Annotated in this window: 14 protein-coding genes; 2 read left to right on the top strand and 12 right to left on the bottom strand. The window is 37.3% G+C overall.

The window, feature by feature from the left end; translation table 11 throughout:
• Positions 1-63: 63 nt before the first annotated feature.
• Positions 64-321: a hypothetical protein gene (locus LZ480_RS16730; protein ID WP_241370690.1), complete on the bottom strand. Its 258-nt coding sequence runs from the start codon at positions 319-321 to the stop codon at positions 64-66.
• Between the two features lie 164 nt (positions 322-485).
• Here LZ480_RS16730 and LZ480_RS16725 point away from each other — a divergent pair, with 164 nt between their 5' ends.
• Positions 486-1,331: a DegV family protein gene (locus LZ480_RS16725; protein ID WP_241370689.1), complete on the top strand. Its 846-nt coding sequence runs from the start codon at positions 486-488 to the stop codon at positions 1,329-1,331.
• Positions 1,332-1,372: 41 nt separating this feature from the next.
• Here LZ480_RS16725 and LZ480_RS16720 read toward each other — a convergent pair whose 3' ends face one another.
• Entirely contained in the window at positions 1,373-1,618 is a 246-nt protein-coding gene (locus LZ480_RS16720; protein WP_241370688.1) for a hypothetical protein, read from the bottom strand.
• A gap of 101 nt (positions 1,619-1,719) precedes the next feature.
• Here LZ480_RS16720 and LZ480_RS16715 point away from each other — a divergent pair, with 101 nt between their 5' ends.
• Positions 1,720-2,460 carry a DUF2268 domain-containing protein gene (locus LZ480_RS16715; protein WP_241370780.1) on the top strand — a complete coding sequence of 247 codons (741 nt, stop codon included), beginning with the start codon at positions 1,720-1,722 and terminating at the stop codon, positions 2,458-2,460.
• A gap of 187 nt (positions 2,461-2,647) precedes the next feature.
• On the opposite strand, the gene LZ480_RS16710 is transcribed toward LZ480_RS16715, so the two are convergent.
• From LZ480_RS16710 to LZ480_RS16665, 10 genes are all read right to left on the bottom strand, one after another.
• Positions 2,648-3,295, bottom strand: a complete 648-nt coding sequence (locus tag LZ480_RS16710) for a peptidylprolyl isomerase (RefSeq protein ID WP_241370687.1) — start codon at positions 3,293-3,295, stop codon at positions 2,648-2,650.
• A gap of 65 nt (positions 3,296-3,360) precedes the next feature.
• Entirely contained in the window at positions 3,361-4,242 is an 882-nt protein-coding gene (locus LZ480_RS16705) for a VOC family protein (RefSeq protein ID WP_241370686.1), read from the bottom strand.
• A 70-nt stretch (positions 4,243-4,312) separates the two neighbouring features.
• Positions 4,313-4,690 carry a nuclear transport factor 2 family protein gene (locus LZ480_RS16700; RefSeq protein ID WP_241370685.1) on the bottom strand — a complete coding sequence of 126 codons (378 nt, stop codon included), beginning with the start codon at positions 4,688-4,690 and terminating at the stop codon, positions 4,313-4,315.
• A gap of 3 nt (positions 4,691-4,693) precedes the next feature.
• Positions 4,694-7,030, bottom strand: coding sequence for an RNA polymerase recycling motor HelD (gene helD, locus LZ480_RS16695; protein ID WP_241370684.1), 2,337 nt, complete (start codon positions 7,028-7,030; stop codon positions 4,694-4,696).
• 545 nt (positions 7,031-7,575) lie between these two features.
• Positions 7,576-8,319 carry a class I SAM-dependent methyltransferase gene (locus tag LZ480_RS16690; RefSeq protein ID WP_241370683.1) on the bottom strand — a complete coding sequence of 248 codons (744 nt, stop codon included), beginning with the start codon at positions 8,317-8,319 and terminating at the stop codon, positions 7,576-7,578.
• A 257-nt stretch (positions 8,320-8,576) separates the two neighbouring features.
• Positions 8,577-9,110 (bottom strand): isoprenylcysteine carboxyl methyltransferase family protein, encoded by a 534-nt coding sequence (locus LZ480_RS16685; RefSeq protein ID WP_241370682.1) that lies wholly within the window; start codon positions 9,108-9,110, stop codon positions 8,577-8,579.
• A gap of 1 nt (position 9,111) precedes the next feature.
• A complete protein-coding gene (locus LZ480_RS16680) occupies positions 9,112-10,194 on the bottom strand; it encodes a type III polyketide synthase (RefSeq protein WP_241370779.1) in 1,083 nt (360 codons plus the stop codon).
• A gap of 302 nt (positions 10,195-10,496) precedes the next feature.
• Positions 10,497-11,762, bottom strand: coding sequence for an MFS transporter (locus tag LZ480_RS16675; protein WP_241370681.1), 1,266 nt, complete (start codon positions 11,760-11,762; stop codon positions 10,497-10,499).
• Between the two features lie 107 nt (positions 11,763-11,869).
• A complete protein-coding gene (locus LZ480_RS16670; RefSeq protein ID WP_241370680.1) occupies positions 11,870-12,625 on the bottom strand; it encodes an SDR family NAD(P)-dependent oxidoreductase in 756 nt (251 codons plus the stop codon).
• A 654-nt stretch (positions 12,626-13,279) separates the two neighbouring features.
• Positions 13,280-14,632 carry a uracil-xanthine permease family protein gene (locus tag LZ480_RS16665; RefSeq protein ID WP_241370679.1) on the bottom strand — a complete coding sequence of 451 codons (1,353 nt, stop codon included), beginning with the start codon at positions 14,630-14,632 and terminating at the stop codon, positions 13,280-13,282.
• Positions 14,633-14,690 lie beyond the last annotated feature (58 nt).

Here is a 14,690-nt window from a genome sequence, read left to right as displayed (position 1 = left end):
TTCTGTATTTTCTCGCTGGATATTGTCATTTTTTGTACCATCTATAATAGGAACATAACCTTTTTATTGAACTGGCTTACCTATATATTTTTCAAAGCCTTTATATGCAGTGTTTTTAAGTCCCTGCTTTACAAGCCATGCAAATAGTTTGCGCTGTAACCAAAATGGTATACCGACAATTAATGTATTTTGCATTGATAAGATGAGAGCCGTATGCGCCATATTTTTAGGATTGCCTTTTGCATCGACTAAACCATCATCAATTAAACCGTAATGAATACGCAAGTATTGCTCAAATTGGCTTGGTGGCGTTAAACGCACACGAAATACAACTGGTTGATCATGATTATTTGTAAAAGTATGTGCAGTGTTTATAGAAGTTATTTTATAATAAGGGAATTAGAACAATCATTATGACAAATGTAAATAGTTTTAAATGAACATTAATATTAGTATTAATAATAAGTAAGATAAGGGGGATTTTTATGAAAATTTTTACGGATAGTGGTTCAGACTTACCAAAATCATATTTTGATAAGGAAGATGTGCATCTTTTTCCGTTACGTGTATTAATGAAAGGTGTCGAATATGATGACGTTATTGGCATCTCAAATGATCAAGTATACGCAGCAATTGCAGAAGGCGAAATTCTAAAAACATCACAAGTTTCATTAGAAATCTTTTTAAACGCTTTTGAACAACTAGCAAAATCAGGTGATGAAGGGATTTATATTGCCTTTTCTTCAAATTTATCAGGTACTTGTCAAAGCGCTTTTTTAGCAAAAAATCAATTACTTGAAACCTACCCAGATTTAAAATTAGCAATTATTGATACAAAATGCGCTTCTTATGGACAGGGCTTAGTTGTTAAAGAAGCAGTACGTTTAAATAAATTCGGCGTAGCGTTTGACGACGCTGTTGCACAATTAACAGATATGGCCGATTCAATGGAACACCTATTTACAGTTGGCGATTTAAATCACTTAGCAATAGGTGGGCGTATTTCAAAGACAAGCGCTTTTATGGGGGGTCTACTGAACATTAAACCGATTTTAAATATTGATGATGGAAAGCTTGTCCCACTCGAAAAAACGCGTGGCTTTAAAAAAGCAATACAGCGCATGATTGCCATTATGAAGGAACGCGGCGGCGACTTCACAAATAAAACTGTCGGTATTTCTCATAGTAATGATGAGGAATTAATGCACGACGTAAAGGTTGCAATCGAAGAAGCACTTCATCCAAAATCCATTGAAACGACAACAATTGGCTCAGCGATTGGAGCCCATGTCGGACGTGGTACAATCGCCATTTTTTTCACAAGCAAATAATGAAAAGCTAGCACAAATACAGAGTGTGCTAGCTTTTTTCATTAAATGAAAAAAATTGAAGCAAGTACGATGCCTGTAATCGCTCCTAATGCAATTCCGTAGCCAAATCCAGGTTCACCAAAGCCCCAAAAGCCAATACCGTAACCTGCACGATCTGGCATCAGCCAAACATTTCGATTATCTACATTTGTAATGCGCCCAACATGTACATTTCCGCGATTATCCGTTATTCTGACACGCTTGCCGTGGTATTTACAGCACATGTCATAAGCTGCTTTTGAATTCATTTTTTCCCCTCCTTTCTTTTCCTACTATATGTATAAGCAAATCGCACACACGAGCCTATCGTCCAAATCATATAGTAGAATGAAGGAGGGATTATTTGATAGTGCTTGATACGCAAAGTTTATTTCAAGATTTAACAGAGCGCGTCCAACATACCTATCCACTTGTTCAATCCATTTTCCCAAACACTCCAGCTAAAGCCGTACAATATGAGCTTCTCCAGCAAGGATTGTTAGAAACAGGGGCACTTCCTTTACAGCTCAATGTATGGGACATTGTAAAACGGCAGCTCTATGATTTGATGAAGATGTGGGATGGCCCTAACACTCAGGTAGCTATTTTGCCAATGCGGCATGGCTTTATGAAAAATGGTGTCGCCTATAAACACGGCATTTGTTTATTCATTTCGAATCATGTTTCTGTAAAAGAGCTTCACGCCCTCATTACCCATGAATATCATCATATTTGCCGACAACATTATCAGTCTGAATTGCCGACATTACTAGATTCCGTGATGATGGAAGGCTTAGCCGAACACGCTGTAGAAAGCCTACTTGGAGAACATGCCATTAGCTCTTGGACGAGGCGCTATAACTTAGAGCAAGTAAAACATTATTGGCACACCCACTTTATAGATGCTTTAGCGTTGCGCGGCTTACATAATCATCAAAGTTATTTATTTGGTGACGCTTCCGGGCAACTCCCCGCACATATCGGTTATTGTGTCGGTTACCGTATTGTCGAAGCCTTTTTAGAAAAAAACGGCCCTTTGACTACTCATCAATTACTACAAATCCCTTCTGAACAAATCGCTTTAGGAGCTGAGTTTCCACTCACTAAATGAACAACGCGTTAAAGTGCACGTCTAGCTCCGAGTGGGCAAAACGCCACGTCCATCTGGCATGCCCCCAATGACTCACATCGTATGAGCCTCAAGCTTTAGAGGGCCCGACTAAAAAGTATGTACTTTATCCAAGACGAAAAAAACCATTAAAACTCGTCTGTTGCCCTACGAATTTTAATGGTTTTCTTTATTGTTTTTGCGTTACTGGTGCCGGATAATCAAAGCCTTTTGTATCGACTTCGACTTTTTTCATTTTTTGATCTTGTAATGGTTTGTCGTTACTATCGCGCTCTGCTGCTACGATTTCGTCAACAACCTCCATCCCTTCGATCACTTTACCAAATGCAGCATATTCACCATCTAAATGAGTAGCTGCCTCTGTCATAATAAAGAACTGTGAACCGGCTGAATTTGGATCCTGTGTACGAGCCATTGACAAGACACCGCGCTCATGAGCTAGCGTATTCTCAAAGCCATTTGAAGAAAATTCGCCTTTAATTGAATAGTCTGGACCACCCATACCTGTACCATCTGGATCGCCACCTTGGACCATAAATCCTGGAATGACACGGTGGAAAATTAAACCGTCATAAAAGCCGTCTTCCACTAATGAAATAAAGTTCGCCACTGTATTTGGCGCTGTTTTTGGCTCCAATTCGATCACGATTTGCTTATCATTTTCCATTGTAATCGTTACAATTGGATTTTCTTTTACATCGTTTGCATAATCGCTAGTTGTTGTCTGTTCGCCACTATCCGTCTTATTGTTGTCACCACATGCAGCGATAATAAGCATAGCGATTGCAGTTAACATTAAAAGCATGTATTTTTTCATATAATTCCCACTCCTTTCCAACGTAATTCAATCATACTTAGGAAGGTTTAATCAAGTATTCACAATCAAATATTTCGGGCACGTTCGAGCGCAGCAATATCCAGCTTTTTCATTTTTAGCATCGCCTCTGTTACACGTTGATTTTCCTCACGCGAACCCTTATTCAAAATAGCCCCTATATTGGCTGGTACAATCTGCCACGACACGCCAAAACGGTCCTTTACCCAACCACATTGTTCCGCCTCCTCGACATACGATAAATGTGCCCAGTAAAAGTCGATTTCCTCTTGGTCCTTGCAGTTAATAATAAACGACACCGCTTCATTAAAATGAAAATCAACTTCCATTCCATTATCCATTACAACAAATTGCGTATCCTCTATTTGAAAGCGCGCAAAACTTACATTAGCTTTCTTTGCTGGCACTTCCCCCTCAGCAAAATAGGCTATTTCCTGCAGCTCTGCAATTGGGAATAAACCTGTGTAAAAATGCAGTGCTTCTTCTGCTCGTCCATTAACTTCATGTGAAAATAGGAGGCTTGGCGTAATTTTTTGAAGCATTTTTTCTACAGGTACCAACATCAGTTGCCAAGACAGACCGTAGCGATCCTGCACCCATACATACCAATCACTAAACGGATATTCTCCGAGCGGCATCAGTTCTGTACCACCTTGTTTTAACCCTGCGTACAATCGGTCTACTTCTTCTTTTGAATAACAAGCTACCATAAATGAAATGGACGGGTTCAATTGAAAATATGGCCCGGCACTAATTGCTTGAAATTCTTGATTTGCCAGTTGAACCGTTACAAATTCAGTATCTCCAGACGGTGTATTTTCAATGACAGTTTCATTAATAATTTTTGAATCATCAAATAAGCTTACATAAAAGTTTGCTGCCTCTTTTGCTTCTTTATCGAACCATAAATGAGGAATGATTTTTGGCATTCCACTACCCCCTTTCCTTGAATGTGCTATTAAAACGCACGTAATTAACTATCTATACCCTTACTAGTGTTTAAAAAATCCCATCTGTATTGACAATTTCCTGTGGGATTGCTTGTCCAACATCCCACATCTCAACGATTTTTCCATTATCTATACGCACAATATGCACAACTACTACCCCTAAATCTTCAGGCTTATGCTTTAAATGCGAGTACGTCATTACTTTATTGCCATCTTCTAATGTAAGCTTTACTGTAAATTGTTTATTGGGTGTCATCTTTGCACTTTCTTCCATTCCGCGCATTAAGGCCTCACTCCCTGCTGCAAAATACGCATTATGATGTACAAAATCTTCGCCTATATAAAGCTCATATGCCTTTTTCACTTGCCCATCTGCTACTAATTGTAAAAAATTTTTTGCGATTTCTTTGTTTGATTCGTTTAGCATGCCTTATTCCCCTTCAACGATAGTTTGAATGACATCCTGTTCACATGGGGAATGTAAAAATCCACTTGGCTCCCCTAAACTGTAAAGTGTTAGCTGATGCATCGCTCTAGTACAAGCTGTATAAAGTAAACGACGCACACGCTCTTGTCCATAACGATACTTGGATGCATCATAAATCACTACTGCATCAAATTCAATCCCTTTTGCTAAGTACGCCGGAATGATAATCACACCTTGTTCATATTCGGCAGAACCCGATTTCATAAGCTTCAATTGATCGATAGAACTAGCTAATCCTTCATATGCGTCTTTACTCTCTTGCGCAGACTGACAAATAATTGCGATCGTTGCCATTCCTTGTTGCTGCAAGGCTACAACACGATGCTGAATTTTTTCATGTAACTGCTGTCTGCTTTGAAGTATTGTCAGCGTTGGCACGTCACCCGCTCGATTAAATGGAATAATTGCTTGTCCTTCTGGAATGAGCTGACGCGTAAATTCAATAATCGATTTTGTAGAACGATAGCTACGATGCATCGCTAATAGTGTTGTTTCTTGCTCTCCGAACAGCTCGATTAAGTGCTCGAAATTATTGAGTTGATGTGCGTGTGAAAAAATCCCTTGATTAAAATCACCTAAAATCGTAAATTTCGCAGCAGGAAATAAACGCTTCAACACCTCAAATTGAAATGGTGCATAATCTTGCGCCTCATCAATAAAAATATATTTAATTTGACGGTTCACTTGCATACCTACAAGCCATTCTTTCAACAAAACGTAAGGCGTTGCATCTTCGTACAACAATATCCCAGACGCTAGCTGTTGCTTTGTAACCTGACAAATTTCAGCCCAATGCTCATCTTGGGATATAAAAGTATTCTCGTCAAACAGCCCTTCATAAATAGCGGGTATATCAATAAATTCCAACGCCTCAATTGCTTCACGTAACGGCTTAAAACGTCGTGCTACCAGTAGTTGTGCAAGCTGTTGTTCTGACATTTCAAATTGTTCTACCTCTTCACGCTTAAATCCTTTCTTTCTCGCAAAATAGCGACGTGCCTCCTCAAAAGCCACATCACTCAACAACTCCATTTCTTCTTGTACCCAATTCTTTGTACGTTCATACTTCGCTCGTTTTTTTAATGTATTAATCAGCCCTTGTTGAATCTTTTCTAAACGGGCTGCAAATGGTAATTGTCCATAGATCATATAAAACTGTTGTGAAATTTCATTCGCAGAAACAATTTCTTCACCGCGGAAAACAATCGGTTTAAATTGCATGCCCTTTTCTGTTAAAGCTATAAAATACTGTTCGATTTGAGCAAAAAACGCCGTTGATGCTTTATAGTGAATGGCAGCAAATCGGCTCTTCATCTTTTCTGTAAGGGAGTTCGTTAACAGTGTTTCTAATTGTTCATACGCTGTTTCTAGCGTAAAATCACCATCAATACGCTGCTGCAAATATTCCTGAAATGTCGTCTGTTGCATATTTTCTTCTCCCAGCTCTGGTAAGACATTTGCTACATAGCTGTTAAACATCCCATTGGGAGAAAATAATAGTACTTGATCGGCCTTTAAAGTGGCACGATGCTTGTATAATAAATAGGCTATTCTTTGCAAGGCTGCTGAAGTTTTGCCACTACCAGCTGCACCATGGACGATTAATATTCTGCCCTGTTCATGACGAATGAGTTTATTTTGCTCCCGTTGAATCGTCGAGACGATGCTTTGCATTTGCTTATTTGTACCTTGCCCAAGCACCTCTTGTAATAACTCATCTACAATTGTCAGGCTTGTATCAAACATTGAAATTAGCTTGCCGTTACGAATTAAATATTGCCACTTCTTTTCAAGTTCGCCTTCAACTGTTCCACTCGGTGTTTTATAACTTACATGGCCTGGTTCATCATCGTAATACACACTTAATACAGGCGCACGCCAATCATATACAATAAAATCCTCACCAGTTTCATCCATTAGTGACGAAATCCCAATATAAATTGGCTCTGCCTCATTCATACCTTGTTCCTTTAAATCAATTCGTGCAAAATAAGGAGCGTTTTGCATTTTTTGCAACGTACTTAGACGTTTTTTCACATGGTCATAAGTCGTTTCGCCAACTGCTAAAGCTTGCGTTTCTTGGCGCAAGTTAATAACGGTTTCTAAAAAGTCGTCAAATGTATCGGTATTAATTTTTACCTCATCCCAAAAATGACGTCGAATCGATACTACCTCTTGCTGACGCTTCGATGTTTCTGCTTTTAGCTTTTGCGTTTGCTGATCCACTACCTCCAAAACATCCTGTAAATGTTGTTGCTCTTGCTGAAATAATGTACTCATCGCATTCACTCCTTAAAAATAGATACAAAAAGATTGACGCACACATAATTTTGATGTATGATTATTATAGGGATAATATACAATAATTATAAAAATATGTGTATATCTTTAATAAGATACCATATTTTTCTGTGATTCGCAATGATGATATTTCTAAATTAATGGGACCAATTCGAAGTTTATTTCGAGTTGGTCCCTTATTTTTGAGGATTGAAAAAGATTCTTTTTAGTAAAAGCCACCTGAAAATAGTCTAGACGGTTTATCAATTACGCCGAGGCGTAATTGCGTCCAGATTTTTTTCAAGCTCGCTTAAAAAAAACCTAAAAAATCTGTTCCATCTGCCGGGGATTGGGCTAACACGATGTTAGTCACTCAGGTGTTGCCGCACGACGCGGCGTCCTTAGCCTGAGATCCTCCATTCAGCCGTGGTTCCAATCCAGCTGAATAGAATAACATATTCGGCACTCATCCCCCACTTATAGAAGTAGGGGACTTCTGTACCTGTCGATTCGTTTTCGGTACAAAAAGAATTTGCTGAATCGAGTTAAATTTTCTGTGCTCTTATGATTAAAAACGGAGGGCTTCGAAGTATTTTTTTGAAATTGGGCACGTGTTGCAAAATTTCTCCTGATGGAATTGGTTCAACTACTTTTTCAATGGATAAGCCATTATTCATTAACGTATTAAATATTGTGGCAATGGACCTATGATACATAATGACACCATCTACTAACCAATCTTCCTTTCTTATCCCCTCTTCATGATAACGATCCACCGCAAAATGCAGGATATTTCCATCTTCATCTGTTATCCAGTTATCCTCTCCCATATTCGCGGTATAAATGGGGTGCTGAATTGAAAATAATAATACCCCTCCTCTACTTAAGGCTGCACTAATTTTTTGGATGACATCATGCAAATTAGCCATATAGTGAAGAGCAAGAGAACTACTAATAAAGTGAAAATGACCCTGTTGTAAAATTAAATCTTCAAAAGCAATATTCATAAATTTTAAATATTCTTGCTCGTGACGTTTTTTAGCCGTAGTAATCATATTAGCAGATATATCAATTCCTAAAACTTCTTTCGCACCTTTTTGTATACAATATGCAGCAAAATCACCAGCACCACACCCAATATCTAAAGTGACTAGCCCCTGAAGATCTGGTACATGCTGCAAAAAACTTGGTTGCTCTATTTGCTTGTTATAATTATATTCTCTCGCTCTAATTTGCTGGTACCGTTCAAAAAATTCGGAGTTATCATAAATGTTCTGTTTCATATCCATCAACCATTCTCATAACGTTATGATGTATTTGCGCAAAATTATTATCTCACCCTACCTTGACCAATAATAGACTTATAATTAAATATTTGGTAGGATGTAGATAGAGGCATGTCACTTTTCTTAAATTACGCTTTATCACCTTCTGAAAATCATATGACAGGCAATAATCGAAAATATTTTCTTTTGTAAAACAATACACTTACCAATTAAATTTATAGACCGATTTGAGATAAAACACGTCTCAAATCGGTCTATTGTTAATTTATGTTACGTTTCATAGATGTAGCATAATCCGTTGCCTCTTTTAATGCCTTTTCTTCTATTGGAATTCGGACAGCAAGCATGAGGAAATTTAAAATTGTAAAAATAAGTGCTGTAACGTAGGCCTGGAATAGTAAAGGCAGCACTAAAATTTCCAGACATACCACTAAATAATTGGGGTGGCGAATATAAGAGTACGGACCTTTCACAACAACATTTGCCCCAGGTAAAATAATAACTTTTGTATTCCAATACATACCAAGCGACACTAAACACCATATTCTAAACAGTTGTAATAACACAAAAACAACTAGCAACCCATAAAATGGGACAACCATGGATTTAAAATACAATACTTCTATTAGCAGACTTATAAAAAAGCTGACATGTAACGCAATCATAAATGGATAATGAGAAGCTCCAACTTCATAAGCCCCTTTTGCCCGCATTAATTTTTCATTTCTTTTTGCAATTAGCAGTTCCACTAGTCTTTGAATTATAACGAAAACAAAAATGAAGTAAAAAATCAACTTATGCCCTCCATTCTAATAACACCGCTTCCCCACTAAAACCTGGACCCAGTGCAACAAGTAAACCAAATGGATTGGATTGATTATCCTTGAGCATAAATTGCTCTAATACATAAAGAACCGTTGGAGAAGACATATTACCATGCGTTTTTAATATTTCACGTGAAACACTTGTATGCATTTTTGTTAAATTCAGGGCATCCTCATAAGCATTCAATACTTTTTTTCCACCTGGATGTGCTACAAAATTATTAATTTGGCCTGGTAAAATATTGTAGCTACCTAAAAATTCATGAATAAACGGACCAAGCCAATTTGAGATGATGCCGGGGATACTTTTAGAGAATACAACATGTAATCCCCCGCTTTTCACGTCCCACCCCATGACATCTTCAGAATTTGGCATCCATTTTGATTTGCAACCAAGGATATGTGGGATAGCTCTGTCCTGTTCAAGCTCCACATCATCGCCACAAACAAGCACACAGGCCGCTCCATCTGCAAACAAAGATGTCCCAACTAAATTACTTTTTGTATAATCCTCTTTCTGAAATGTTAAGCTACAAAGCTCTACACAAACTACAAGCACTTTAGCGTTTGGATACGCTTTACAATAGTCGTATGCCCTACTAACGCCGGCCGCTCCACCAGCACAGCCAAGTCCCCAAATCGGTATTCGAACAATATGCTCTGAAAAGGATAAAACATTCATAACACGGGCATCAATGCTAGGCGTTGAAATTCCTGTGCTACTAACAAAAATAATGGCATCAATATCTTTTGTAGCAATATCTTTTTGTAGAAATGAACGATTAGCCAAGCACCGTTGAATGACTTCCACACTATACTCTGTAGTTAACCGAATATAAAGTTCATTACGTTCTTCAAATGTATGGTCCTCACGATACCAATCTGGTGGAACACAAAAATTTCGTGTTTCTATATCACCATTATCAAAAACCTTTAATAGCCTTTCTAATCTAGAAATTTTGCCTTGAAAAAGCTCTTTCGTTAATTGCTCAATATTGGACTGAGCTAATGAATAAGGTGGCGTGTATGTACCAACCGAAACGATTTTAGGAATAGTCATTGCTCCTTATATTGAATACTTTCTTTCAATGTATTGATAAAGTAAGAGAAATATACAAATGCGCTAGAAAATTTCCTCCTACTAATTCCACTTGGCCGTATTTTCTAATGCGGATTTCTTTGAAAAATTGATCTATACCTGTCCAATAAAAAAAGCCCCCTTATCACTTACATAAGTAATAAGGGAGCATCCGTTTTATAATAACATCGCTACTAAGCGTACAAAATATCGTATCCTGTTCGCCGTTGAAAGTAATGTACTACTCAATGTTATGATAAAGTCATTTTACGGTAGTATTAATTCCATAAACCTGCTTTTTCTAATTTCTTTTTACCTTTAAACGCTAATATTACTAATAATGCATTTAAAATCAACATAATAGCAAGTGCATACAGTACAAATGTATAGCTACCAGTAAATTCATAAACATAACCATATCCAGGTAACGCTACGATACCAGCAACCGCTAAACCAATCGCAGCTGTAGAATAAATTTGACTGTATTCTTTATTTCCAAATAACGCTGTTGTTAATAGAGGACCTAATGTTCCTAGTGACGAAACAATGAAACCAAAAATTACAATAGCTACCATAAAAAGAGTTTTGTTCCCAGGAACAGTTAGGAAAATGGCAACTGGAATTAAACCTAATAACATCGCGAAAATGGCTGTGTTTTTTGCACCAATTTTATCGCTTAATACACCAAATGATAAAGCACCAACTAATACACCGATTTGCATGGCACCTAATGCACTACCTGCAAATTTTATATCGTAGCCAACGCCCATTGCGAATGGTGCAAGATGCTGACTAAAGCTCGCAATCGATGTAATGATGAAGAAGAAGCCAAATAAAGCAAAGAATGCGCTAGATTTTTTTGCTACTGAAGCTGTAATTCCTTTTGCCGTTTCTTGTTGAGCAGAAGAATCATCACTTGTTTTTACTTCGTCTATGCCAACTGGTTGTAAACCTTTTTGTTGAGGAGTCATTCGAATAAATAATAAAATAATTGGAATAATAATCACCGCTACAGCAATACCTGAAGCAATATACGAAAATCTCCATCCTTGGTTGGCAATTAAATTACCTACTGTTGGTTGAATGATTGCACCAAATACACCACCGATTGCAACCATAAGTCCGATTGCTAATCCATTATGCTTTTTAAACCAGTTATTGATTAAAACAGGACCTGCCATTTGTGTAATAAAAATTGATCCAATTGCCATTGGAATACTGAATAAGTACCAGCCCCAAACTGAGCTCATGAATCCGAACATTGCGAATGAACCAGCCATTAAGATAATCGATACGATTAAAATTAAGCGGATATCATATTTTGCCATTAATTTACCTGCAATTGGCAAGAAAATCATTGTAACGATTGATGCGATACTAAAGTATAGTGTAAAGCTCCCCATACCAATACCTAAATCTTGAGTAACAGGTGCTAGATACAATCCACCTGCTGTTGAAATACCATTTTTACCTAGAGCGACCATAATCGATACGGCGATTAATAGCAACCAAGCATAATGGAATTTATTTTTTTGTTTAGTCATGATGAAATCCTCATTCTATAATTTATTAAAAATTTATTAAACTGCCTTGCTACTTGTCCTTCATGCAACACGGCAGTTTGTTTGTCTTAAAAACAAACTAATACGAATTAGCGTAATTTAATTGATCCGCCGTCTACCATGATTGTTTGACCAGTAATATAAGCCGAATCTTCGCTAGCTAAAAATACTGCAACGCGACCGATATCTTGTTCAACTTCTCCAAGTCTTCTTAGAGGAATTTTCGCAAGCATTCCCTCGTAATATTCTGGGTTTGCTTCTGCCCATTGGATCATACCTGGTGATTTAGCGATTGGTGAAATGATGTTAACATTAATACCAAATGGACCAAATTCATTTGCTGCTACACGTGTAATACCGCGGATTGCTTCTTTAGCAACAGCGTATGAACCTTGATTTACATCTCCGTTAATTCCTGCACCAGATGCGAAGTTGATGATGTTTCCTTTTGTTTCTTTTAAGTAAGGTAGTGCCGCTTGCATCAAGTAGAATGTTGGGTAGAATCCTGTATTAAACGAGAAATCGAAATCTGCTTGAGTTGTGTCTTCAATTGAGTTCATTCTTGAAGCGTGTGCATTGTTTACTAAAATGTCTAATTTTCCATACTTGTCAACAACTTGATTAACGATGTTACCTAATTTAGCATGCTCTGTAAGATCTGCTTGGATGAACATTGAATCTGGTTCATGCGCTTGTAATGTTTTGACCGTTTCATTTCCTACTTCTGCGTTTAAGTCTACAATTACAACTTTTGCTCCCTCTTTTACAAAGGCAGTTGCCATACCCATACCAATACCACCAGCGCCACCTGTAATAATTGCTACTTTTCCTTCTAATTTTTTCATTGCTATATCTCCTTATCTAAACCAATAACCTTCTTGAGTATTAAAATACCCCTGTTCAAAGCAACGCACTTTTTGAATTGACTAGTTTCCTTATTTTTCTTAACCTATCCTACTTCAATTCGCAGACGGTCTATCAAACCCTGGTTTTCGTGGGAAACTAACGGAAATCAATTCACTTAACCAAATTTGAAGTAGCGAGAATCTAAAAAAAAGCATTAAATTCCGAAAGTATACAGCTAAAAAGTATACATCTAAAAAGTTTACGACTAAACGAATAATAATCGTTTTTGCTTATTGTGTCAATAATGTGAATTGTATTCTCTCAAAAACTTTAACAAACAGAATCTATAGTTTTATTTTCCATTACCTATCTGCTATTAGTTACTTTACGTAACCATAGTAGCCTCGGTACTTTTATGTGCCAATTTAATGAACTCGACCATTTTAAAATTGTATTTTGGCTAGTTAAAAAACTAATAAGAGGAAAGTGAAAATCCGTGTTCATACAAGAATAGAAATGTTAGAAAAACACATTTCTCACCAAAGCGCACGACACAATATCTTTTCTTAAAGTTCAATAAAAATTAATACTTTTCTAACCACAAAAAAACTAGCTAGAATTTAGCTAGTTAATTCCTTTATTTTTATTATTGGCTATTTGCCACTTGGTAAAACTTTATTTAATACAATTGCGGCAATTGCAGCTGTTGCTACTGGAGAGCCAAATAAATATTGTACTGTCGTCGGTAAAGAATATAAGAAATCCTTAGGTAATAATGTTAATGCAAGTGTTAAAATCATTGGAACCGCAATAACGTACATTTCTTTTTCGCCGATTCTTACATTTTTCATCACTTGCAAACCGCTAATCGCGATAATGCCACAAACGATGACGAACACACCACCAATTACTGCTGAAGGAATAGCAGATATTAAGGCTGCTAGTTTACCTGAAAACCCAAATAATACAAACCAAATCCCCGCAGCTACGAAGACACGTCGACTTGCAATACCTGTAATTGAAATGACACCTGCGTTAGTTGAGTATCCTGTAACTGGTGTTGAACCAAGGAAAGAAGCAACGAAACAACCAATCCCCTCACCAATCACTCCACGATTTACTTGCTTATCTGTTAACGGTTGATCGATAACATTACTAATCGCAAACCAAGTACCTGTTGTTTCAGCCATTAATACAATATAAATAATGACCATTGTTATAATCGCAGAAGCATTAAACGTGAAACTAAAATCAGAGAACGGAATTTGTGGCAGGCTAAACCATTTAGCTTGTGAGACTGCCGATAAATCTAGTACTCCCATAAATTTCGCTGCAATGCTCCCTGCAATTAACGCAATAAGAACCGAAGCAATACGGAAGATGCGACCTTTTTGTTGGAAGAAAGAACCTATCATAACGCAAACGATTAAAACCGTAGCTGTAATAAGCGCTAAATAAATGTTTTGGTTAATTGTAGCACCTGCTCCATTATAAATATTGCTACTTAAACCAACAGGCATTAATGAAAGACCAACGACAAAGATAATCGTACCTCCGACGATTGGCGGAATGAAAATTTTTACAATCTTATTAAAAAGACCCGTAAATCCTAAAATAATAACTAATATAGCACCGATTAAACTTGCCCCAAGCACAGAACTCCAGCCAAGTTCGCCACCACCACTAGCAGCATAAATACCCACGATGGCACCAAGCGGAACATAAGACGGACCTTGGGCAATCGGCAATTTCATACAAAAATATGTTTGAACAATTGTTGCAATTCCTGCTGCAATAAATGTTGATTGTATTAGCGCTGAAGATTGCCCTGATTGTAAACCGATTAACAACGCAATAAGGAAGGGTACTACATACACATCCATCGCCATTACATGTTGTAATCCTAAAAAGGCTGATTGACCAAATGAGATTTTATCATCAGGTAAAACGGTTAATTGTTGGGTACTGCTTTGATTGTTAGCTTGCTTGTTTTTTTGCGTTTCCACTTATTGCACACCTCAAAGTTTTAATTTGTTTAATTCAATTTATCGACGTTTTAGGATA

Source organism: Solibacillus palustris, from assembly GCF_022549215.1.
In the GTDB taxonomy this organism is placed as follows: domain Bacteria; phylum Bacillota; class Bacilli; order Bacillales_A; family Planococcaceae; genus Solibacillus; species Solibacillus daqui.
This window is presented reverse-complemented; position numbering and strand designations above follow the sequence as displayed.